18 protein-coding genes are annotated in these 21,447 nt (G+C 72.8%); 9 read left to right on the top strand and 9 right to left on the bottom strand.

From position 1 onward, the window contains the following. Nucleotides 1–53 precede the first annotated feature (53 nt). Together ACH4FH_RS10225 and ACH4FH_RS10220 are read right to left on the bottom strand one after the other, a co-directional pair. A complete protein-coding gene (locus tag ACH4FH_RS10225) occupies nt 54–1,778 on the bottom strand; it encodes a succinic semialdehyde dehydrogenase (protein WP_398555328.1) in 1,725 nt (574 codons plus the stop codon). 185 nt (nt 1,779–1,963) lie between these two features. Continuing rightward, nucleotides 1,964–3,853 (bottom strand): serine/threonine-protein kinase, encoded by a 1,890-nt coding sequence (locus tag ACH4FH_RS10220; RefSeq protein ID WP_398555327.1) that lies wholly within the window; start codon nt 3,851–3,853, stop codon nt 1,964–1,966. 141 nt (nt 3,854–3,994) lie between these two features. Here ACH4FH_RS10220 and ACH4FH_RS10215 point away from each other — a divergent pair, with 141 nt between their 5' ends. Beyond that, on the top strand, nt 3,995–4,465 hold the full coding sequence (locus ACH4FH_RS10215; protein ID WP_398555326.1) for a hypothetical protein: 471 nt from the start codon (nt 3,995–3,997) through the stop codon (nt 4,463–4,465). Nucleotides 4,466–4,619: 154 nt separating this feature from the next. Next, nucleotides 4,620–5,693, top strand: coding sequence for a hypothetical protein (locus tag ACH4FH_RS10210; RefSeq protein ID WP_398555325.1), 1,074 nt, complete (start codon nt 4,620–4,622; stop codon nt 5,691–5,693). Nucleotides 5,694–5,762: 69 nt separating this feature from the next. On the opposite strand, the gene ACH4FH_RS10205 is transcribed toward ACH4FH_RS10210, so the two are convergent. Further along, the gene (locus ACH4FH_RS10205) at nt 5,763–6,491 is read right to left on the bottom strand and encodes a DUF4232 domain-containing protein (protein WP_398555324.1); all 729 of its coding nucleotides are present in this window, start codon (nt 6,489–6,491) and stop codon (nt 5,763–5,765) included. 913 nt (nt 6,492–7,404) lie between these two features. On the opposite strand from ACH4FH_RS10205, the gene ACH4FH_RS10200 reads away from it, so the two are divergent. Next, the gene (locus tag ACH4FH_RS10200; RefSeq protein ID WP_398555323.1) at nt 7,405–8,067 is read left to right on the top strand and encodes a response regulator; all 663 of its coding nucleotides are present in this window, start codon (nt 7,405–7,407) and stop codon (nt 8,065–8,067) included. Beyond that, the gene (locus ACH4FH_RS10195) at nt 8,064–9,335 is read left to right on the top strand and encodes a sensor histidine kinase (RefSeq protein WP_398555322.1); all 1,272 of its coding nucleotides are present in this window, start codon (nt 8,064–8,066) and stop codon (nt 9,333–9,335) included. The genes ACH4FH_RS10200 and ACH4FH_RS10195 overlap by 4 nt, the downstream gene beginning before the upstream one ends. Nucleotides 9,336–9,511: 176 nt before the next feature. Here the strand turns inward: ACH4FH_RS10195 and ACH4FH_RS10190 are convergent, their stop codons facing one another. Then, nucleotides 9,512–9,886: an STAS domain-containing protein gene (locus ACH4FH_RS10190; RefSeq protein WP_393894707.1), complete on the bottom strand. Its 375-nt coding sequence runs from the start codon at nt 9,884–9,886 to the stop codon at nt 9,512–9,514. A gap of 521 nt (nt 9,887–10,407) precedes the next feature. Here ACH4FH_RS10190 and ACH4FH_RS10185 point away from each other — a divergent pair. Continuing rightward, entirely contained in the window at nt 10,408–11,133 is a 726-nt protein-coding gene (locus tag ACH4FH_RS10185; RefSeq protein WP_398555321.1) for a sigma-70 family RNA polymerase sigma factor, read from the top strand. Then, nucleotides 11,130–12,560, top strand: coding sequence for a zf-HC2 domain-containing protein (locus tag ACH4FH_RS10180; protein WP_398555320.1), 1,431 nt, complete (start codon nt 11,130–11,132; stop codon nt 12,558–12,560). Before ACH4FH_RS10185 ends, ACH4FH_RS10180 begins: the two co-directional genes overlap by 4 nt. A gap of 70 nt (nt 12,561–12,630) precedes the next feature. Here ACH4FH_RS10180 and ACH4FH_RS10175 read toward each other — a convergent pair whose 3' ends face one another. Further along, the gene (locus ACH4FH_RS10175; RefSeq protein WP_398555319.1) at nt 12,631–13,083 is read right to left on the bottom strand and encodes an Lrp/AsnC family transcriptional regulator; all 453 of its coding nucleotides are present in this window, start codon (nt 13,081–13,083) and stop codon (nt 12,631–12,633) included. 111 nt (nt 13,084–13,194) lie between these two features. Between ACH4FH_RS10175 and ACH4FH_RS10170 the strand changes: the two genes are divergently transcribed. Both ACH4FH_RS10170 and ACH4FH_RS10165 read left to right on the top strand, forming a co-directional pair. After that, entirely contained in the window at nt 13,195–13,812 is a 618-nt protein-coding gene (locus ACH4FH_RS10170) for a LysE family translocator (protein WP_398555318.1), read from the top strand. Nucleotides 13,813–13,865: 53 nt separating this feature from the next. Next, entirely contained in the window at nt 13,866–14,321 is a 456-nt protein-coding gene (locus tag ACH4FH_RS10165; protein WP_398555317.1) for a PaaI family thioesterase, read from the top strand. Between the two features lie 117 nt (nt 14,322–14,438). Here ACH4FH_RS10165 and purU read toward each other — a convergent pair whose 3' ends face one another. Both purU and ACH4FH_RS10155 read right to left on the bottom strand, forming a co-directional pair. Continuing rightward, the gene (gene purU / locus ACH4FH_RS10160) at nt 14,439–15,329 is read right to left on the bottom strand and encodes a formyltetrahydrofolate deformylase (RefSeq protein ID WP_398555316.1); all 891 of its coding nucleotides are present in this window, start codon (nt 15,327–15,329) and stop codon (nt 14,439–14,441) included. A gap of 32 nt (nt 15,330–15,361) precedes the next feature. Continuing rightward, a complete protein-coding gene (locus ACH4FH_RS10155; protein ID WP_398555634.1) occupies nt 15,362–15,820 on the bottom strand; it encodes a hypothetical protein in 459 nt (152 codons plus the stop codon). Nucleotides 15,821–15,991: 171 nt separating this feature from the next. Here ACH4FH_RS10155 and ACH4FH_RS10150 point away from each other — a divergent pair, with 171 nt between their 5' ends. Then, entirely contained in the window at nt 15,992–17,341 is a 1,350-nt protein-coding gene (locus ACH4FH_RS10150; protein WP_398555315.1) for an ABC transporter substrate-binding protein, read from the top strand. 150 nt (nt 17,342–17,491) lie between these two features. Here the strand turns inward: ACH4FH_RS10150 and ACH4FH_RS10145 are convergent, their stop codons facing one another. Continuing rightward, nucleotides 17,492–19,417, bottom strand: coding sequence for a hypothetical protein (locus ACH4FH_RS10145; protein WP_398555314.1), 1,926 nt, complete (start codon nt 19,415–19,417; stop codon nt 17,492–17,494). Between the two features lie 198 nt (nt 19,418–19,615). After that, nucleotides 19,616–21,010, bottom strand: a complete 1,395-nt coding sequence (locus ACH4FH_RS10140) for a transcriptional regulator (protein WP_398555313.1) — start codon at nt 21,008–21,010, stop codon at nt 19,616–19,618. Nucleotides 21,011–21,447: the final 437 nt, after the last annotated feature.

Raw genomic sequence — 21,447 nt, 5'->3', positions numbered from 1 at the left:
TTGGTTGGCGAGGACCCAACGGGGCCCGCGGGCGGGCCCCGTGACTCAACCGTCTAGCGAAGACGCAGTGCCTTCATCGCGCGCAGGCTGCGGGTCATGAACTGTGCGTACTTCTCGTCCGTCATCCCGAAGGACGGCGCCAGCGGCATCACCCGCTGATGGGCGACGGTCTGTGCCTCGGTGTACTTGAGGATGCCCTCGGAGCCGTGCCGGCGGCCCAGGCCCGAGTCGCCCATCCCGCCCATCGGCGCCTGCACGCTGCCGTAGCCCGCGGCGTACGCCTCGTTGACGTTGACGGTGCCGGTGCGCATCCGGGCGGCGACCGCGCGGCCACGCCGGCCGTCCTTGGTCCAGACGCTGGAATTCAGGCCGTAGGGCGTGGCGTTGGCGAGCGCCACCGCCTCGTCCTCGTCGCTGAAGCGGTAGACGGACACGACCGGACCGAAGGTCTCCTCGCCGCAGACGGCCATCGGCGCCTGCACGCCGTCGAGGATGGTCGGCTCGTAGAAGAGCGGGCCGATATCGGGGCGCGGGCGGCCACCGGCGACCAGTTTCGCGCCCTTGGCGACGGCCTCCTCGACATGCCGGCTGACGGTCTCCAGCTGCCGCTCGCCGACCAGCGACCCCATGTCGGCGCCGTAGGCCAGGGCGTTGCCGAGTCGCATCGCCTTGGTGCGGGCGGCGAAGCGCTGGAGGAAGTCGTCGGCGGTGGACTCGTGGACGTACAGCCGCTCGATGGAGATGCACAGCTGGCCGGCGGAGGAGAAGCAGCCGCGGATCGCGCCGGCGGCGGCCTTCTCCACATCGGCGTCGTGCAGCACCAGCATGGCGTTCTTGCCGCCGAGTTCGAGGGAGACGCCGACCAGGCGGGCGGCGGCGCCCCGGGCGACCTCGCGGCCCGTGGGGGTCGAGCCGGTGAACGAGACGTAGTCGGCGTGCTCGACGACGGCCGGGCCGACGACCGGACCCTCACCGATCACGACCTGCCAGACGTCCTCCGGCAGCCCGGCCTCGATCAGCTGCTCACGGGCCCACAGCGCGGTCAGCGCGGTCTCCGTGTCAGGCTTCATCACGACGGCGTTGCCCGCGACGAAGGCCGGCAGGGCATCGCCCACGGACAGTTCGAGGGGGTAGTTCCAGGGGGCGATCTGCCCCACGACGCCGCGCGGCTGGCGCAGCTCGGTGACCTTGGTCAGGGTCGGTACGACGCCGGTGTGGCCCTTGGGCTTGAGGTAGGCGGCGGCCTTGCGGCCGTAGTGGCGGGCCGCGACGGCGACCGCCTGCACCTCCTCATGGGCGTGCAGCCGGGCCTTGCCGGTCTCCAGCTGGATCAGGTCGAGCACCTCGGCCTGGCGGCGGAGCACCAGGTCGTGGAAACGGAGCAGGACGGCGGCGCGCTGCTTGACCGGGACCTTCGCCCAGCGCTCCTGCGCGGCGCGGGCCCGCTCGAAGGCGGTGGCGACGTCCTCGGGGGTGGACTCCGGCAGGTCGGCCAGCTTCTCCCCGGTGAACGGGGTGTGGTTGGCGGTGCGGCCTCCCCCGCTGACGACGCCCCGGGTGAGCCGGGCAGCCACCTCGGGGGTGACCACGTCCGCGGCGGTGCGGGTGCCCGCCGCGGCGGGCGCGACCGGGTTGCCGTCGTCGGCGCGGGTCTCGGGCGGCGCCGTGGTCGCGGCAGCCGTGGTCGCGGCGGCCTCGTCGGCGGTGGAGCTGGGGGTACCTCCCGCGCGAGCGGAGTCGAGCGCGGGGGATGTTCCGGTGTCCTGCGAGTCCGTCATGTCGGCGAGCGTATTCCTCCCCGGGCGCTTTGTGTACCCGGCAGTAACGGGTTTTCACGCCGCACACACAATCGCGCCAGTAATCGCTGGCCACAAGGGGTCTGGTCAGCGAGGACCCGGCAATAATGTCCGGGCGGGGCCCCGGGGACCGGCTCGCGTCCGCCGGCCGGGGCCCGTCGGGGCGCTCAGCGCTTCGCGCCCCGGCGGGTCAGCTGGAAGGTGTCGAGCGCGGTGTCGAAGTGCCGCTTGGCCTCGGTGCGCGAGCCGAGCGGCGACGAAATCCACACGTCCATCATCCGGCCGCCCTCGTTCCAGCTGAGGTCGTAGGTGTAGCGCGGGCCGGCGTCCTGGGTGGCGCCGTCCCAGACGAACTCCCAGAGCCCGGCCTGGAATCCGTTGTGCGTGGTCTCGGTGACCTGGCCTTCGCGGTAGCCCGGGTAGTCGGCAGGGCCCTTGGCGTGCGCCGCCCGCATCATGCCGAGCGGGCCCTCCGGCACCTGCTTCTGGAGGTGGATGCCGATCCGGAACCGCTTGTTCTCGGAGTAGTAGTAGACCCGCGGGGCCTCGTACGAGCGCGTGAAGCCGTCCGGCACGGCGAGGGCGAAGCCGAGCGGGTCGCGGACGATGCCGTAGCCCGCCGGGGCCTTGGCCGTGATGTCCGGGACGGGCGACGAGGTGACCGTGACGGTCGGGTGCGGCGTCGCGCCCGGCGCACCGGCGTCCGGCGTGCCCTGGGGGACCGACGCCTGCTGGGACCGGTCGGCGCCGCCGTCCTTGCCGTTCGTGCCGTCGTCGCCGTTCTGGCTCATGACCAGGGCCGCGACTCCGGCGCCCGCACCGCCGAGCACGAGGACCGCGAGCGCGATGAGCAGGCCGACGCGGGTACGGCCGGTGTGCGGGCGGGATGCGGCGGCCAGCGCCCGGTCGTCGAGCGCGTCCGGGATCGGCACCCCCGGGGTGCGCCCGCCGCGCCCTCCGGGCGTACGGCTGTGGGTGCGGTCGGCGGAGGTGGGCGCGAGCGGCGTGGGGGCCGGGGTGGGGTGCACGGCCGGCTCGTCGGACGGGTGCTCGCTGGGCCGGCCGCCGCCGGGGCCGTCGTGGAGCGGCGCATGGCCTCCGGCGCCAGGGCCACCGGCGACCGGTCCCGCGGGCCCGCGCGGCGCGCTCGCGCCCGCCACCGCCTCGGCGCCGACTGCGCCGCCCGCGGGACCGGAGCCGCGTCCGGGCCCGCGCTCGGGCGCGCGGCCCGAATGCAGATAGCCGCGCAGCAGCCGCTCGGTCTCGGCGACGTCCAGCCGTCGCGCGGGGTCGCGTTCCAGGAGCCCGGTGACGACCGCGAGCAGCGGGCGCGCCTCCTCCGGCAGGGTGATCTCGTCGTAGACGACCGCGTGCAGCACCCCGCCCAGCGAGTCGCGATGGAAGGGCGATTCGCCGCTGAGCGCGGCACACAGCAGCACGCCCAGGGACCACAGGTCGGACTCGGGGCCGGTGCCCCGCCCCGCCATCCGCTCCGGGGCGGTGTACTCGGGCGAGCCGACGAATCCGCCGGTCTCGGTGAGCGTCGTGACGCCGGGGACCTGGGCGATGCCGAAGTCGGTGAGGACCACCCGTCCCGTGCCCGCCTCCATCAGGACGTTGGCGGGCTTGAGGTCGCGGTGCAGCACTCCGCGGGTGTGCGCGGCCCGCAGGGCGCCCAGCAGCGCGATACCGATCCTGGCGGCCTCACGCGGCGCGACCGGTCCGCCGCCGGCCAGCCGGTCGGCGAGCGACGGCCCCTCGACCAGCTCCATCACGATCCACGGCCGGCCGCCCTGTTCGACGACGTCATGCACGACGATCACGTTCGGGTGCTTGATCTGGGCGACGGTCCGCGCCTCACGCACCGCGCGCTCGCGCTGCCCCCGAGCCTCGGACTCGACGGTCATTTCGTCCAAATGCAGCTGTTTCACGGCTACTTGGCGACCCAACAGCTCGTCGGTGGCACGCCATACCGTACCCATGCCGCCACGGCCCAGCCGTATGCCCAGGCGGTACCGGCCCGCGATCAGTTGGTCATCGCCCCCGAAGCTCCCCATGGGGCCATCTTGCCGCACGGCCCCCGCGCCGCAGGGGTCGGCACCCGGGGCACCGGCCGTGACCGCCCGCTCCACCCCGATGACCAGCGGTAAATGACACTTTCGCAGCGGCGCCGGGCGCCGGGGTGATCCACTGGGGGCATGGAGGCAGTTGTTGCGAGCATCGTCGCCGTCGTCGGCACCCTGCTGGGTTCCGGTGTCACCCACGTCTTCCAGCGGCGGGCGACCGACCGCAGCGAGCAGTTCGCCCGCGAGGAGCGGCTGCGGCACGAGCGCATCGACGCGTACTGCGCCTACGCGGGCGCGCTGCTCGACTACCGGCGGGTGCTGGTCTACCGCTGGTTCGTTCTCCATGAGGAGGGCCGCGACGAAGAGGACACACCGGCGCTGCGGGAGGAGCTGTACAAGAACCGCTATACCGCCCAAGAGGCCATGTTCCGGGCCCAGATGGTGACCGGTGACCCGCGGATACTCTCCCTCTCCGAAGAGCTGATGGCACATGTGACCGAACTGCACCGTGCCCAGGACCTGGAGACGCTCACCGAGCTGCGGGCCGTCACCCGCCAAGGCATACGCGACTTCGTGGCGGCCACCGCCCCACAGGTGCGTTGACACCCCCGGCGGGGGCCGGGGAGCCCGCATCGGTGTGCGAACCCGACACACGGGGTGGAACCTCCACCGCCTCTCCCGCCGTCCTTGACACAGTGAGGCTGCTGTACGGGACCAGCCGGTACGGCGGCTGCTTCGGGTGGATCGGGGGTCGGCCATGGTGATGCAGGACGGCGGAACGGTGGACGTCCGCCCGGGCCCCGACCCCGGACGCGCCGCACCTGAGCACAGCGGCGCGTATCTCGCGTCCGGCCTGTGCCTCGCGCTCTACGCGGGCGCGCTGATCGCCTGGACCGTCCACGGCATCGCCGGGGGCGACGGCGGTCTCGGGGACTTCGTCGAGGGCCTGTTCAACCCGGGCGCCTCCCCCGCCTCGCAGGAAGTCGGTCCGTACGAGTGGGCGTTCGCCGTCGCGTTCCTGGTCATCGCGGCGCTGGCCCTGGCACAACGCCGGATCGCGCGCCCCGCCGCGCTGTTGTCGGCCTTCCTGCTGCTGGCCGTCTCCCTGCGCGAGGGCGTGGGACTGCTGGACGCGGCCTATCGGGACCAGTACGGCAACGACGAGCTCGGCGGCTGGGCGCTCGCCACCCGTGGCCTCGGACTGCTGGCCGCGCTGGTCATCCTGGCCATGCTGTTCACCGCCACCGAGCGACGTGGCGGCGAGGCCGCGGACCGGCAGGCCAGGGACCGACGGGCCACGGGTAGCGCTCCCGAGGGCCTCGACGCCCGGTGGCGACGCCTGTCCCGCGTCTGCGGAGTGCTGTTCCTGCTGATGGGCGCGGCCCGGCTGGGTTGGATGGTGCGGGACCTCGCGGCACCGGAGGTGGACATGGGCCGCTACCTGCACGGCGTGCTCGACGCCTCCGACCCGGGTTCCCTGCGGCTGGCCGTCACCGCCGAGTTCACCACTGTCGGCTCGGTGCTCGTCCTGCTGGTACTCGGCTTTCTCGCCGTACGGGGGCAGCGGGACGTCCGGGGCGCGCTGCTGGTGTTCGCGGCGGTGGAGCTGTATCTGACCGTCCGGACGGTGGTGTGGCTGACCGTGACGGACTTCTTCAACCAGTCCTTCGAGACCACCGAGGGCACGTTGTCCTTGGTGACGACGGCCTACAGCCTCGCGGCGATGACCTCGGTGGTACTCCTGGCGACCGGCCGCGGCTTCGTCCCCTACGGCAACCCGCGCCCGGAACCCCTCCGCACAGCCCTGGACGGGCGGTACGGGGGGAGGTAGGCGGGGCCCTGCGCGCGGCCCGGAGTGGCTGCGCCACCACTCCGTCGCGTGGATCGTTTCGCCGGGTGGTCAGCCGATGGGGTTGACGAAGGTGGCCGGGTGGGTGGCGCCACGCTGGTCCACGAGCGCGTCCCACGGCCAGTCCAGGGTCAGGCCGGTGGTCTCGTTCGGCGGGGTGACGACCGCGAAGGCGGGCTGCCAGAAGCCCGACTCCTCCTTGGTCAGGGCGAGGTTGATCGTGAAGTCGGTGCTGTCCCCGGGGTTCAGGGTGATCGAGCCGTGCTTGGCCGACGAGCGTTGCAGCGACCAGACCCCACCGCCGTTCTCGGTCTTGAGGTCCACGCCCGGGAAGCCGCCGATCTTGCAGGTGCGGCTGCCCTTGTTGGTCAGAACGACGCTGGTGGTCGTCGAGCCGCCCGCGTCCGGGGCCGGGGTCGCGTCGTCGCCCATGGCGAAGGACGCCTTCAGGCCGGAGGTGTGGCAGCGCTCGACGCTCGCGCCCGCCTTGCCACCGGCGGGCGCCTGCGCGCCGCCCGACTGCTTGCCCGCGGCGTCCGCCTTGGCGTCGGCCTTGCTGCCGGGGCCCGCCTGGGGGTCGGAGCCCTGCGTTCCGGCGGAGGAGCCGGCACCGCCGGACTCGACAACCTTGCCCGTGTCCGCGTGGGCCGCGGGCTTGGTGCCGGTGGCGTCCGAGCCGGAGCAGGCGGTCAGGGTGAGGCCGGCGGCTGCGGTCAGGGCCGCGGCGGCAATGCGCAGGGTGCGGCGGCGAGCGGTGCGGACTGCGGTGCTGGAGCTCATTTCGGTCCCCCGGGACGGTCGGTGTCGTTGTCTTCTCGGTACGTCACCCACTCTGATCGGTGCCACTGTCGCCAGGCTGCCGCTCCGCTAACGTCCGGCTAACACGGCTGTGAGCAGGGGAAGGACGCCAAGGCGGACTCGAAGTACCAGGCCGCGGCCGCCTGGTGGGAGACGCTCCGCCGCCTGCCGGAACCAGGGCCGCCCGACAGGTCAAGGTCATAGCCACAGGCGTCCCGCACCACAGCGACCGGAACGGTCAGGACACTCAGACGTCACGCGATCCATCGGACACGTACTGGGCCGGCCGCAGAGCGGCACAGGACGTCCCTGTTCACGGCGTTTCGCGGATGCCTGGCGTCGTGGATCCGTCGAGATCGACGGGCCCAGCGCCAACGCCGCCGGGGTGCATCGCTCCATGGGCGTCCAGCGTCTGGGCCGCGCCCGGTCGCTGATCGACGACCCGGCGGCGGACGCGCGGCGGCTGCGGTTTCCCTCGGCGCGGTCAGTGAGTCTGTGCGGGACGCGGTGCCAGTGGCGCAGAGCCGGGGCGATCGCGGGGCGACCCGCCTCGGGCGTATAAGACCTGGTCGTGCGGGGGCGGTTCCCCTCCGAACGCCCCCGCACGACTGCCCTCCCGTACGCCAAAGACGGCCGTCGCGTGTGGGGGTCGCGGCGGCCGCCAATGTGAACTGCAACGCGTATGGGGCTTGTGGCCTCTTCAGTGGTGCAGCATGTGAACCACTCTGCCCGTGGGTACCTCCTCGCGGCATCCTCCGCAGGTCGCGGGCTCACCCCCGCCAGGCGGCGGGGGTGCGGGGCCGCCTCGGGGCGGAGCCGGTGGGCGGCGGGCGGAATCGCGCGGGACCTGGCGTTCCGCGGCCTGGAACGGGTGCGACGGAGAAAGGGGCGGCCGGTGATCCGTGTCGCTGTGGTGGACGACGAGCGGCTCGTCAGATCGGGACTGCGGATGATTCTGGGGACCGCCCCGGACATCGACATGGTCGCGGACTGCAGCGGGGCCGAGGCCGTGGACACCGTGCTGGAGAGCGCGGCGGAAGTCGTGCTCCTCGACATCCGCATGCCGGACGTGGACGGTCTGACCGTGCTGCGCCGGCTGCGCGCCGTCCCGGAGCCACCGGCCGTGGCGATGCTGACCACCTTCGACGCCCAGGAATACCTGACCGCGGCGCTGCGGGCGGGCGCGGCCGGCTTCCTGCTCAAGGACTCCGACCCCGAACAGCTCCTGCGCGCCGTACGGACCCTCGCCGCGGGCGGCAGCGTGCTGGACCCGGGCGTCACCCGGGCGGTGATCGGCGGCTACCTCACCGCCGAGGACCAGGCGGCGGCCGCACGCGCCGTCGACGGGCTGACACCGCGCGAGTCCGAGGTGCTCGCCCTGCTCGGCGAGGGCCTGGGCAACGCCCAGATAGCCGACCGGATGGGTCTCGCCCCCAGCACGGTCAAGGATCATGTCCGCGCCCTGCTGGCCAAATTGGGCGGTATCAACCGCATCCAGGCCGCCATCGTCGCCGACCGCGCGGGCCTGGTCACGGGCACGCCCCGAGGGACGTGGTGAGCGTGCTCGCGGCGGCCGCGCGGGCGGCGGCCCGCGGCCCGGTGGGGCGACGGCTGCGCCGGATCGCCCCGGTCCTGGTCCCGGTGCTGCTCGCCGTCGCCGACGCGCTGCTCGTCAACGGCGTCGAACTCGCCCTGGAGCTGTGGGTGTCGGTGGTGGCCGCGGCGGCCCTGCTGCTGCGCCGCCGGTTCCCCCTCCTGGTCTTTCTCTTCACCCTCCCGGGCCTCTACATCGGCTACATCTGGTTCGCGCCGATGATCGCCCTCTACACCCTCTCCGCCCGACGGCCCGGCCGGGCCAGGCTCGGCGTCTGCGCGCTGCTGCTGATCGCCGCGCACTTCTTCCCGTACCCGATCTCCGACCTCGATCTGTCCGATCACCGCGAGAACACCCTGGTGCTGATCGACGCCTGCGTCACCTCGGCGGCGCCGATCACCCTGGGCCTGCTGGTACGCACCCGCCGCGAACTGGCCGTCCGGGTGGAGGATCTGACCCGCAGCCTCCGCCGCGAGGACCGGCTGCTGGCCGACCGGGTGAAGACGACCGAACGCGCCCGGCTCGCCCGGGAGATGCACGACGTCGTGGCCCACCAGGTCAGCCTGATCAGCCTGCAGGCGGGAGCCGTGCAGGTCAGCACGGAGGACGAGGCGGCCCGCACGGGCGCCAAGACGATCCGGGACCTGTCGATAAGGACGCTGGAGGAGCTGCGGCACATGGTCGGCGTGCTGCGCGCGGCCGGCGGCGACGCGGAGGAGGCCCGCGGCCTCGCGCCCCAGCCCGACCTGGACGAACTGCCGCGCCTGATCGAGATGAGCGCGCTGGACGTCACGTACGAGGGCGGGGTGGTGGCCGGCGCGAGCGGCGCGAAGACGGTGGAGCGGGCCGCCTTCCGCACGGTCCAGGAGGCGCTCACCAACGTTCGCAAGCACGCGCCGGGGGCGCAGGTCAGGGTCCGCGTGGACCCGGTGGACACGATCCGGGCACCGCACCCGACCGTCGGGGACGGCACGGACGGGCCGGACGCGGCGCGGGCGGTGGGCAGGCGACGCGCGGATGCGTCAGGCGACGAGGCGGCCCAGGGGCTGCGGGTCGAGATACGCAACGGTCCGCCGGACGCCACGGCGACGGCGCTCGCGCTGCCCGGGGGCGGGCACGGGCTGGTGGGGCTTCGAGAGCGGGCCCAGAGCCTCGGCGGGACGCTGGAGGCGCGCCCCACGTCTGACGGTGGCTTCGTCGTACGGGCGGAATTCCCGTACGGAGCGGGGTGAACCGGGCGGCGCACGGCACCGTCAGGCCGTAGCGGCACGGGGGCGCGGTGGCTCGGCACCCCGTGCGGCGGCAGGGAAGGGAAAGGAAGGGGGCCGGCTGCGTCAGGCCGGTCGCGATGCTCCGTTGCGCGGGACGGAGCGGTGAGGCTGGTGAGCGCGGTGCGACTCGGCGCGGCTCAGGCGGAAAGCGGCGCGGCGGCCTCGTCAACGGCCGTGTGCAGGTCGGGGTAGACCTCGAAGAGCCGGCGGACACCCAGTGCCGCCAGCACCCGGTTGACGTGCGAGCCGTCGACGGCGCCTTGCGCCGGAAGGATCAGCCGCAACCGCCCCTGGCAGGAGCGCATCAGCCGACGCGCGGCGATGAGCACGCCGACGCCGCTGGAGTCGCAGAACCGCACCTCGGAGAGATCGAGCACGAGACTTCGCCGGCCGTCCGCCACCGCGTCGTGCACATGCTGGCGCACCGCAGGCGACGTGACCAGGTCCATTTCCCCGGACACCTGTAGTACGGCCCATTGGCCCTGTTCGCCCTCTGCCACCTTCAACGACACGCGCTCGAAGCCTTTCGCTCGCTTTCGGAACGGACAAGCCCCGGAGAGATCCGGAACGAATCCTTCCCCGGCTCGACTGCCCGGCCTCTCTCCCCTGAAACTCTTACGAATCCTTGGCGCAACAGGCCGCTCCCGCCCAAGGCTATGCCCCGCAGGCGACGACTTCGCCCCGATGTCCGGTCACGCACGGATAACACATCCGCCGATACGGGCACGAACGATCCGCATCGGTCGGCTGTGATCAGGAATTTCCCGCTCAAAGTAGTGACTCCTTTACCATCCGCATCGGCCGTCCGGCTCGTTTTGTCGCAAACGAGCGTGCGTTGTCATACCCGCGCACTAGATTCGACGACAGGCCGGAGTGTGATCGTGGGCACAAATGTGGGCATGGGGTGGGCAGTGGTGCCGTAGGGCGTCAGGAGGAACGACGGACAGATGTCGGTTGAGGTGTCGGTAGAGGTGCCGGTAGAGGTGCCGGTAGAGGTGTGAACTCGGCGGCGACGGACAGGTATGGGGGTCCGATGGGAAACGACGCACATCCGCGGTGGGACAGGCGGATGCAACAGCGGCTGGCCCGCGGCGAGGCAGCCGCGCTCGGCGAGCTGTACGACCGCTTCGCCTCCCTCGTGCACAGCCTGGCCCACCGCGTCCTCGACGACGAGGACGCCGCGGACCGCATCACCCGCGAGGTCTTCGCCTTCATCTGGGAGCACCCGGACTCCTACGACCCCAAAGAGGGCTCGCTACGCTCCTGGGTCGCCGGGGTCACCCGCCACCAGGCCGTCCAGCGGCTGCGGCAGACCGAAGCCGCCTGGGCGCGCGACTGCGGCGCCGACGCCCCCGAACCCGCCGAGATAGAGCAGAAGATCCGCGAAGCCTCCACCGCCGCCCGCGCCGACTACATCGTCACGTCCATGCCCGCGCCACTGCGGGCCGCCCTGGAGCTGGCCTACTTCCAGCGGCGGGACTACCGCCAGACCGCCGCCGACCTCGGCGTCACCGAGGACGAGGCCCGGCGTCGACTCCGCCTCGGCCTGCAGCTGCTGTCCACCGCCCACAACCACCAGGCCCTGCCGCCCGCCGCGCCTCGCTCGTCCCACACGCCGCACACCGCACCCTCGTCGCCCACGACGTCCCACGCTCCACAACCGCCGCACGCACCCCGCACACCGCGCCCACCCCATGCGCAGCGTGCGCTTCCCGGTTCCGTCCATCCGCCCGGCCAGGGCCGCGGACGGTCCCTGTGAGCGGCCCCGACGAGTGGGACGGCCAGGGCCCCGACGACCCGCACGAGCCACGGGAGCACCCCGGGCGGCCCGAACGCCGTGGGCTGCCGTCCGACTCCCCTGATCCGCAGGGCCGGCAGGGCCGCGAGCTGCCCGGCCGGCCGCGGATACCGTCACCGCGCAGCGCGGCGGAGGACTTCGGCCCGCTGCCCGACGCCACCCCACCGACGCCCGCCCCGGAAACCGTGCGCGACCTTGCCGGCTCCCGCCCGGATCCCGGGTCGGAACCCGACAGCGAGCCCGTCGCCGCACCCGTCGCGCTGCCCGTCCCGACGGCTCCCGCCGCGCCGCCGCACAGGGTCCTCAAGTCGCTGCTGGGCGCCTGGGCGCTGGCCGCGTGCTCCGCGGAGGAGACGGCCGCCGTCGAGGCGCATCTGACGGACTGTGCCTCCTGCGCGGACGAGGCGCTGCGGCTGCGCGACGCCGTCGGCCTGCTGCATCCGGCCGACAGCCTCGATCTCGATCCCCTGCTGCGCTCCCGCGTTCTGGAGGGCTGCCTGGGCCGCCGCCCGGCACGTATCCCCGTCCCCGAGTGGGCGATGCCCTTTGACGCCGAGACCGCCAAACTCGACGCGCTGCTGCGTGACATGGGCGAGGCGGAGTGGCGCGCGCCGGTGCGGCTGCGCTGGTTCCAGCACGAGCGCCCCGTCGAGCGGGAGACCACCGTCGCCGGCGTCATCGGCCATCTGATGGCGGTGGACGGCCTGCTGGCGACGGCACTCGGCCTGCCCGATCCGCTCGGCGCCGCCCCGCCCGCCCCGGGGCCCGCCGCCCGTACGGAGAGCTACTGGCAGGCGATGAGCGAGGAGCAGACCCCGCTGACCGCCCACGAACCCTGGCGCGACCAGAGCCACGCGCTGATCAGGACCGTCTCCTTCACCGGTCGCGGCGTGTCCGAACTCACCGTTCCCTACGGCGGGTTCAAGCTTCCGCTGCGCGACTCGTTCCTGGACCGCGCCTTCGAGTGCTGGGTGCACGCCGGTGATATCGCCGAAGCGGTGGACTACCCCTACGAACCGCCGGCCGCCGGGCATCTCCACCGGCTGGTCGACCTCGCCGCCCGGCTGCTGCCCGTCGCCCTGGCCGACCGCCGCCGGGCCGGGCTCGCCGCGCCGCCGCAGCGGCTGGTCGAGGCGGGCGCCCCGGGCCGCACCCTGCATCTGGAAGTGGAGGGCAACGGCGGCGGCCACTGGTACATAGCGCTGGACTCGCCCGCGGCGCTCGGCACCCCGGACCACACGGTCGCGCATATCGCCCTGGACAGCGCGGAGTTCTGCCAGCTTGCCGCCGGCCATGTCTCCCCCGAGGAGGCCGCCGCGGGCCAGCACGGCGAACGCGACGCCATCAGAGAGGTGCTGTTCGCGACCGCTTCGCTCTCCCGCCTCTGACCGCTCCCCGTCTCCGCCCGTCCGGCGCCCCCGGCCGGGCGGGCGGGCGGTGACCGGACGCACGGCCCGGCTACTCGGGCAGCGGGCGGTCGTCGACGACGTGCTTCATGACGAGGGTGGAGGTCAGCCGCTGGACGCCCGGCAGCCGGGCGAGCTGCTGGTCGTAGAGCTGCTGGAAGGCGGCCATGTCGGTGGTGGCGACACGCAGGAGGTAGTCGGGTTCGCCGAACAGGCGCTGGGCCTGGAGCACATGCGGGACCGCGGCCACCGCCTCCTCGAAGGTGGTGACGGTGTCGCGGTCCTCCCAGCGCAGGGTGGCGAAGACGAGGGCTTCGAAGTCCAGGCCGACGGCGGCCGGGTCCACGACGGCGCGGTAGCCACGGATCGCGCCCCCGCGTTCGAGGTCGCGCAGGCGGCGGTGGCACGGCGAAACGCTCAGCTGCACGCGAGCGGCCAGTTCGGTGACCGTGAGACGGCCGTCCATCTGCAGCTCGGTAAGAATCTTCCGGTCCAGGGCGTCCATGGAGAAGATTCTCCCCCAAACAGCGCGATCATGAGGTAAATGAGGGAACACTTTCGGGCAGATCAAACCTAACCTTCCTCTCGAAACGCAGAACGTGAGAGGGAACGATTCATGGACACGACCACCCTGGCGGCCTTCCTGGCAGTGGATCTCCTGCTGGTGTTCACCCCGGGCGCCGACTGGGCCTACGCGATCTCGGCGGGCCTGCGGGACCGGTCGGTCGTGCCCGCAGTCGCCGGCCTGATAGCCGGGTACGCGGGATACACGCTGCTCGCGGTCGCGGGGCTGGTGGTGGTCGTGGCGAGTTCGGCAACCCTGCTCACCGCACTGACCGTTGCCGGGGCCGGCTATCTGATCTGGCTCGGCTGGGGAGTGCTGAGGCAGCCGGCCGCACTGGCGGCCTCCGAGGAGACCATGGGCTCCTCCCCCTTGCAGATCATGGTCAAGGGGGCCGGGATCAGCGGGCTGAACCCGAAGGCGTTGCTGCTGTACTTCTCGCTGTTCCCGCAGTTCATCGACCCGGCGACGGACTGGTCCGTGGCCGCGCAGACAGGGCTGTTCGGCACGCTCCACATGGCCGCCTGCGCCGTCGTCTATCTCGGCGTCGCCGTGCTCGCCCGCACCGTCTTGAAGGCCCGGCCGTCGGCGGCCCGGGTGGTCACCCGGGTCTCCGGTGCCACGATGATCGTCATCGGCGTGATCCTGCTGGTGGAACGCCTCGCCCGCTGACGGACCCGCCGCGCCCCGTTGCACACAGCGATGTCCGCAGGAGGAGAGCACACATGGCAGACCGGACACGACAGGAGGATGCGGGCCCCGAGACGGAGGCGCGCATCCGGGAGAGTTTCGCCCGCCAGGGGCTGATGGCCCACCTCGGTGCGCGGATCACGCACGTCGCGCCGGGCCGCGTGCACATCGCGCTACCGAGCCGGCCCGAAGTGACCCAGCAGCACGGCTACTTCCACGCCGGCGCCACCAGTGCGATCGCGGACAGTGCGGGCGGCTACGCGGCGTACACGCTGTTCCCCGAGAACACCGAGGTGCTCACCGTCGAGTACAAGATCAACCTGCTCGCGCCCGCAGTCGGGGACCACATCGAGGCGGTCGGGACGGTCCTGAAGTCCGGACGCACTCTGACCGTCTGCCAATTGGAGGTCTTCGGCCTCCAGGACGACCGGCGAAAGCTCATCGCGAACGGGCAGCAGACGCTGATCCGCGTGAACAGCCCCGCGCCATGACGTCGACCCAGGCACGCGCCGGGGCACGGGCGAGCGCACCGGGAACGCCGGGTTCTGCCGAGCAGGCGTCACCCTCGCATCGCTCCTGATGCGGGCGTGACGCCTTGCCGACAACTCCTAGGCGAAGACGACGGTCCGGCTGCCGTTGAGCAGCACGCGGCGCTCGCTGTGCCACTTCACGGCACGGGCCAGGGCCTGGCACTCGACGTCCCGGCCGATGGCGACCAGTTGGTCGGGCGTGACCTCGTGGCCGACGCGCTCGACCTCCTGCTCGATGATCGGGCCCTCGTCGAGGTCCGCCGTGACGTAGTGGGCGGTGGCCCCGATGAGCTTCACCCCGCGGGTGTGCGCCTGGTGGTAGGGCTTGGCGCCCTTGAAGCTCGGGAGGAAGGAGTGGTGGATGTTGATGATCCGGCCGGACAGCGCCTTGCACAGATCGTCGGAGAGCACCTGCATGTAGCGGGCGAGCACCACCAGCTCGACATTCTCGTCGCGCACCAGCTCCAGCAGCTGCGCCTCAGCCTCCGCCTTGTTGTCCCGGGTGACCGGCAGGTGGTGGAAGGGGAGGTCGTAGGAGCCGACCAGCTCGGCGAAGTCCGTGTGGTTGGAGACCACGGCCGCGATCTCGATCGGCAGGGCCCCGATCCGGGAGCGGAAGAGCAGGTCGTTGAGGCAGTGCCCGAACTTGGACACCATCAGGATGACGCGCATCTTCTCGTCGGCCCGGTGGATCTGCCAGTCCATGCCGAAGGAGTCGCCCACCGCGGCGAAGCTCGCCCGCAGCTTCTCGACACTCACCGAGGGGTCCGCACTGAAGTGGACCCGCATGAAGAACAGCCCGGTGTCGTGGTCGCCGAACTGCTGACTGTCCTCGATGTTGCAGCCGGTGATGAAGAGGTAACTGGACACGGCATGCACGATCCCCTGCTTGTCCGGGCAGGACAGCGTGAGGACGTACTGCTCGGACCGGTCGGGCCGGCCAGGCTGGGTGGGCTGGGACTCGCTCATGACCTCATAGGGTCGCACACCTGCCGGGATGGTCAGGCAGGGGCGTCCAGAGCGCCGGTCATGATGGACAGCACCTCCAGCGAGCGCGGCGGGACATCGGGGTCCTCGCCGTCCGCCGCCGACAGCTGCACATGCGCCTCTCGGGCCGCCTGGACGGCCTCCGGCCAGCCCTGATGCTGCATGTACGCGGCGACGGGGGCGTCCGCTCCGACCTGGTGCATGATCCTCAGCACCCGCAGCACGGCGACGTCGACCAGGGCCGCTTCCTGGGCGTCCCGGAAGATCGTGCCGACGTACTTGTCCGCCGACCAGTTGTCGAGCCAGGTGTCCTCGACGAGCCGGTAGACGGCGTCGGTGACGTCGCCGTACCCGGGGAGGCCGGCCAGCCAGGTCTCCTGCTGGAAGGCGGGGTCGGAAAGCATGTGCAGCGCGGAGCGCACATTGCTGCGCCAGCGCCACCACGGCATGTCGTTGAGTGGCATGCCGCCCATGGTGGTCGAGCGGCGGCCGCGACGGGAAGACTTCTCCGAACCTTGCACAGTATTCGATCGTACGTTCCGCCCTGATGATCTCCCGCGGCCCCCCGGAGTTCACTCCGAGGTCACCATCCGTTGCACTGACGTCACTCAACCGTTCCTGGCGGGACGGAAGGGTTACTGCACATGACCGGACGGCGACGCTCCTCCCCCCGCCCCTTCTCCGCTCCCGCGATCGCGATCGCTTCGGCGGTGGCGTGCACGGCGGTCCTCGCGTCCCTGCTCTCGGCCTGTGGCACCCTCGCCGGCACCTGGGAGGAATCCGGGGAGAAGGAGCCGATCACGGTCATGACCTGGGCCCCCCAGGACACCAAGGCGACCAATATGCCGGGCATGCCGGCGATGGCCCAGGCGTACGCCCGCTGGGTCAACGCCCACGGCGGCCTCAGCGGCCACCGCCTCAGGGTCCTCACCTGCAACGACCACAACGACTCGGTGGCCGCCGCGCAGTGCGGCCAGCGCGCGGCGGACCGGGGCGCGGTCGCCGTCGTCGGCTCGTACAGCCAGTTCGGCCGCTCGTTCATGTCGCCGCTGGAGGTCAAGGGCATCCCCTTCATCGGCGGTTACGGCGCCTCCGAGGAGGAGTTCGCCAGCCCGCTCTCCTACCCCGTCAACGGCGGCCAGGCGTCCCTCCTGGCCGGCAACGGGCGGCAGTTGGCACGCAGCTGCGAGCGGGTCGCGCTGGTCAGGCCGGACACCATCCAGGGCGACCAGATGCCCTCCCTGCTCAACTCCGGTCTGGAGAGCGGCAGTCGCCGCCCGGCGCAGGACATCCGCGCCCCCGAGGACGGCACCGACTACTCGGGCGAGGTGTCCCGGGCCCTGGACGGCGTGGGCGCGGACCCGGGGGTCTACGGCACGGCGGCGGCCGGGGGGAAGGCCGACGGCGCGTGTGTGACCGCCTCGCTCGGCGACCACACCGACGCGTTCTTCGACTCCTTCCGGCGCCTCCAGCAGGACACCCCCAAGGTGCGGATCGCCTCCGTCCTCGGCAGCGTCGGCCAGGCGCTGGTGAACCGTACGGGCGGGGGGTCGGGACCGCTGGAGGGCGCCTACCTCACCGGCTGGTACCCGGTCGCGAGCGACGCCCGCTGGCAGCCGATGCGCGACGTCATCCACGACCACGCCTTCGGCGACAACCGCATCGACCCCGCCGACCAGGGCGTCCAGACGACGTGGATCGCCTACACCGTGCTGCGCGCCCTGGTGCGGCAGCTCGACGAGGAGGGCGTGAAGGACATCACCTCACACGCCCTGCAGAAGGGGCTGGACCGCGGCGACCGCGCCATCGACACCGGCGGCCTGACCCCCAAGCTGCGCTGGCGGTCCGACGACATGCTCGCCGTTCAGGACTTCCCGCGCATCGTGAACGGCCAGGTGACCTACCAGGCCGTGCGGGACGGACAGCTGGTCGCCGTGAAGAACGGCTTCGTGAACGTCGCCAGGACGCTGGAGCGGCGCCGCACGGACAGCTGAGCGGGCCGACGGGGGGCTCGGCCCGACGGCGGCCAGGGGGCGGGTCCGCGCCGCCCTGGCCGCCGTCGCATGGTCCTGAACGCCGCCCGGATCTGCCCCGGGCGGCGTTCAAGACGGTCGGGACGCCACCCGGGCTGCTCGGGAGGCCGCTCAGAGCTGCTCGGGGCGGCGCTCCGTCAGGCTGTACTTCTGAGCGAGCGGGTTCCAGATCTTCGCCGCCTGCTGCTTGGCCCGCGTCGCCTCACCGCTGGCCACATTGCCCTCGGCGGCCTGCCCGGTGCCGCGGGCCTTGCCCTTGTGGCAGCCCTTCTTGCCGGCGACCTGGCCCGCCCAGGCGGCGTAGTGGTTGTCCGCCGAGGCGGAGGACTGCCATGCCTTGGTCAGCGCCGCGGTCAGCACGGCGTTGTCGGGGATCTTGTCGACGGGCAGCTGCCGCAGCCGCTGCACGAGGGCGTTGCGCTGCCCGGCCGCGGCCCGCAGGTCCTTGGCCGCTTTCCCCAGGTTGTCGCAGGACTTGATGCTGTTGACCGCGTTGATCACGGACGAGCGGCTGTTGTTGCTGTCCCCGAGCAGCGAGTCCAGCCCCTTGGCCTGCGCCTCGGCGGGGTCGGTGGAGGGCTCCGCGGAAGACTTCTCCTTCGCCGGCTTCCCCGCACTGCTGCCGGGGGACGGCTTCTTCGCGTCGTCGTCGCTGCCGCCGCTCAGGGCCCAGCCGACGCCGAGGCCGGCGCCCGCAAGCGCGACGACTACGACGCCGACGATGATGGCCGGGGCCAGCCGCCGCCGCTCGCCGTGGCCGTCGTCGTAGGGCCGGCGGTCGGGGCCGCCGCCCTGCGGCGGGAACTGCCCGTGGCCCGGCCCGCCGTAGGGCGGTCGGCCCGGGTCCTCGAAGCGCGGCAGCTGCGCGGTGGCATCCGGCGCGGCGGCCGCTCCCGGCGTGCCGGAGTCGTTACGGAAGAGCCCGTCGAACTCGGCGGGCGTCGGACGGTCGCCGGGCGCACCGGGACGTATCCCGTACGGCGCGCGGGGCGGCGGAGCGGGCACACCGGCGCCCACCGGGGGGATCAGCTGCGTGGCGTCGGAATCCGCGGGTCCGGCGCCGGGCATCGGCTGGGACTGCTGCGGCAGCGGCTGCGACTGGCGGGCCGCGCCCCCGTCCTGCGGCTTCACGCGGCGCAGCATCTGGGTGGACTCACCGGGCGTCTCGGGCCGCGAGGCCGCCTCGGGCGGCAGCGGCGCGACGCCGGGGCCGCCCTGCTGCGCGCCGACCGGCGGGATCAGCGCGGTCGCCTCCGCGTCTCCCGCGGCGGGCGGCAGCGGCGCCGCGGCCTGCGGGGACGCGGGGACGAGCTGCCCGGACGTGGCCTGCGGCTGCTGGTGCTGCTGCTGGGAAGGCTGCTGCGCGCCGTACTGCTCCTGCTGCTGCGGGCCGCCGTACTGCTGGGGCTGCTGAGGTTGCTGGGGCTGCGGGGACTGCTGCTGCCCGTACTGCTGCGGAGGCTGCTGGTCGTACGCCTGTTGCTGGGGCTGCTGAGGGGCGTGCCCGCCGTAGCCCTGCTGCTGACCGTCGCCGTACGCCGACCCCTCGGGCGGCAGCGCGCCACCCTGCGCGCCGTACGGCGGCATGTACGCCGTCGCCTGGGCGTCCGGGGCGGGCGGCAGCTGCGCGGGCTGCTGCTGCGGCATCGACGGGGGCAGGGGCGGCACCGGCGGCTGCCCCTGGGGCGGCGCCGGGTACCCCTCGCCCTGGGGCGGTAGTGCCTGCTGCGGCGCAGGGGCCTGCTGCCCGTACGCCGACTGCTGGGACTGGCCGTAGCCCTGCTGCGGGGCGGGCGGCTGGTCCTGTCCGTACGCCTGCTGCGCGGCGGGGGCCTGCCCCTGGGCGGGTGCCTGCCCGTACGCCTGCTGGCCGGCCTGCTGGTCGGGCCCCCAGGGCTGGCCCCACGGCTGCCCGGCCGGCGGTGCGGCCTGCTGGTCGGGGACCCACGGCTCACCGTTAGCGGGCAGCACAATGCCCTCTCGCGCGGGACCGGCCGCAGAATCCTGCGGGTCGTGACCCTGTCCGCTCTGCGTCACCGGGGGCTCCTACCATCGTGCAGACCTACGGAATCGTCGGCTCACGCTACCGGTTCGCAGCAACGTTCGACCACGTCCCCTGGTCACCCCGCCCGCCGGCCGGCGGGCGGGGTGACCGCGGGCCCCCGACGCACCGGGCGGACCGGAATCCCCGGCCCGCCCGGCGTCCCACGAAGCGCCCGTGCTCGCCGCCGCCCCTTACGCCGCCACGGTCCGCAGCTCCATCCGTGCGCTGAACTCCCGAACGACCGGTTCGTCCCGATACGGCCCCAAACGCAGCTGCAAGTCCTCCAGATACTCGGCGCCGCGGTTCGAGCGCAGCGTGCTCAGCAGTTCCACCGCCTGGGACCCCGTGTGGCACGCCTGCTCGATCTCGCGCTGCTGCACCTGGGCACCGGCCAGCAGCACCAGCCCGATGGCGCGGCGCCGCGCCCGGCTCTCCGGATGCTTGTCCAGCGCCTCCCTCGCCCGCTCCTCGGCCGGCCCCGGCTGCCCCAGGTCACGGTGGCAGTGGGCCAGCTCGTCGGCGAGGTACGCCTCGTCGAAGTGGCCGATCCAGACCGGGTCGTCGCCCGCGTCGGCGGCGGCCTCGGCGCGCTCCATCGCGGCGAGCGCCCGGCCCGCCACGGCCGAGAAGGACCGGCCGTCTCCCATCAGGGCGTGCCCGCGCGCCTCCGCCGCGCAGAACATCGCCTCCGCCCGCGGCGTGACATGCCCCCGGGCCCCCTCCTGCGCGGCCCGGGCCAGCTGGGCGATCTCCCGCGGGTTGCCCAGCGAGGCGGCGAGGTGACTCATGCTGGCGGCCAGTACGTAGCCGCCGTAGCCGCGGTCACCGGCCGCCTGGGCCAGGCGCAGCGCCTGGATGTAGTAGCGCTGCGCGAGCCCCGGCTGACCGGTGTCGACGGCCATGTAGCCGCCCAGCTCCGTCAGCCGGGCGACCGCCGCGAACAGCTCACGCCCGACGGATTCGCGGTAGGAGCCGGCGAGCAGCCCCGAGACGACGCTGTTGAGGTAGTGCACGACGACCGGCCGGACATGGCCGGCGCCGAACCGGTGGTCGAGGTCGCTCAGCGCCGAGGTCATGGCACGGACGGCTTCGACGTCCGCCATGCCGACCCGGGAGCCGGCGCTCCGGGCGACCTGGGTGTCCGCGCCGGTGATCAGCCAGTCCCTGCTGGGCTCCACCAGCGCCGACGCCGCCACCGTCGAGCCGCTGAGGAAATCTCGCCGCCCCACGTCACTGCGCCACAGCTCGCAGACCTGCTCGATCGCCCCGAGGACGGTCGGGGAGAACTGGAGCCCCACCCCTGACGCGAGGTTCTTGCCGTCGGCCATCCCGATCTCGTCGATGGTGACCGTGCGCCCCAGCTTCCGGCCGAGCGCCTCCGCGATGACGGCCGGTGCGCGGCCCCGCGGCTGCTGGCCACGCAGCCATCGGGCCACCGAGGTCTTGTCGTACCGCAGGTCGAGACCGTGTTCCGCGCCGCACATGTTGACGCGGCGGGCCAGCCCCGCGTTGGAGCAGGCGGCTTCCTGGATCAGCGCTTGCAGCCGTTCGTTGGGCTGCCGCGCGACGAGTGGCCTTGCGGCCATGCTGTACCCCCAGTTGCTGCTGCGCGTTCACCGTCGAACGCCGTTCCCCGCGATCAATTCCCCAGGAATATGCCGGATATCCGAGACTTCCGGGATACGAGCGATACACCTCTTCGGCACTTTGCGGCAGATGCGTTGAATACGGGCTTCCGGTCGTTGCCCGTGGCGCCGTCGTGCGAAGCGTGACCGCCGGGCCCTGGTGCGGCCCGGGAGTTGACCTGCGAGAAGAACTGACGCGCGGTGCCCACACTCGGATCACGGCGCCGCTGTGCCCGGGCTCCCCCTCCTGCGCACCACGGCCGCCGCCGGGCGGCCTCTCCGCCCGTCAGGCAGGTGGCTACCCGCTCCCCGGGCCCCGGCCCCACACGCGCCCCCGCCGATGCACCCATGCGCCCCGCGTGCCAGAACGATGCGCCGGGGTGCGCCGCGTGTCGGCC

This window comes from Streptomyces sp. NPDC017993 (assembly GCF_044328065.1).
Lineage (GTDB): Bacteria > Actinomycetota > Actinomycetes > Streptomycetales > Streptomycetaceae > Streptomyces.
The sequence above is the reverse complement of the archived record's forward strand: the minus strand, read 5'-3'. Positions and strand labels throughout refer to the sequence as shown.

What these genes read in the sequence shown, in the direction of transcription:
- ACH4FH_RS10225 (WP_398555328.1), bottom strand. Translation starts at nt 1,778, where the DNA reads ATGACGGACTCGCAGGACACCGGAACATCCCCCGCGCTCGACTCCGCT.
- ACH4FH_RS10220 (WP_398555327.1), bottom strand. Translation starts at nt 3,853, where the DNA reads ATGGGGAGCTTCGGGGGCGATGACCAACTGATCGCGGGCCGGTACCGC.
- ACH4FH_RS10215 (WP_398555326.1), top strand. Translation starts at nt 3,995, where the DNA reads ATGGAGGCAGTTGTTGCGAGCATCGTCGCCGTCGTCGGCACCCTGCTG.
- ACH4FH_RS10210 (WP_398555325.1), top strand. Translation starts at nt 4,620, where the DNA reads ATGGTGATGCAGGACGGCGGAACGGTGGACGTCCGCCCGGGCCCCGAC.
- ACH4FH_RS10205 (WP_398555324.1), bottom strand. Translation starts at nt 6,491, where the DNA reads ATGAGCTCCAGCACCGCAGTCCGCACCGCTCGCCGCCGCACCCTGCGC.
- ACH4FH_RS10185 (WP_398555321.1), top strand. Translation starts at nt 10,408, where the DNA reads ATGGGAAACGACGCACATCCGCGGTGGGACAGGCGGATGCAACAGCGG.
- ACH4FH_RS10175 (WP_398555319.1), bottom strand. Translation starts at nt 13,083, where the DNA reads ATGGACGCCCTGGACCGGAAGATTCTTACCGAGCTGCAGATGGACGGC.
- ACH4FH_RS10170 (WP_398555318.1), top strand. Translation starts at nt 13,195, where the DNA reads ATGGACACGACCACCCTGGCGGCCTTCCTGGCAGTGGATCTCCTGCTG.
- ACH4FH_RS10165 (WP_398555317.1), top strand. Translation starts at nt 13,866, where the DNA reads ATGGCAGACCGGACACGACAGGAGGATGCGGGCCCCGAGACGGAGGCG.
- purU (WP_398555316.1), bottom strand. Translation starts at nt 15,329, where the DNA reads ATGAGCGAGTCCCAGCCCACCCAGCCTGGCCGGCCCGACCGGTCCGAG.
- ACH4FH_RS10155 (WP_398555634.1), bottom strand. Translation starts at nt 15,820, where the DNA reads ATGGGCGGCATGCCACTCAACGACATGCCGTGGTGGCGCTGGCGCAGC.
- ACH4FH_RS10150 (WP_398555315.1), top strand. Translation starts at nt 15,992, where the DNA reads ATGACCGGACGGCGACGCTCCTCCCCCCGCCCCTTCTCCGCTCCCGCG.
- ACH4FH_RS10140 (WP_398555313.1), bottom strand. Translation starts at nt 21,010, where the DNA reads ATGGCCGCAAGGCCACTCGTCGCGCGGCAGCCCAACGAACGGCTGCAA.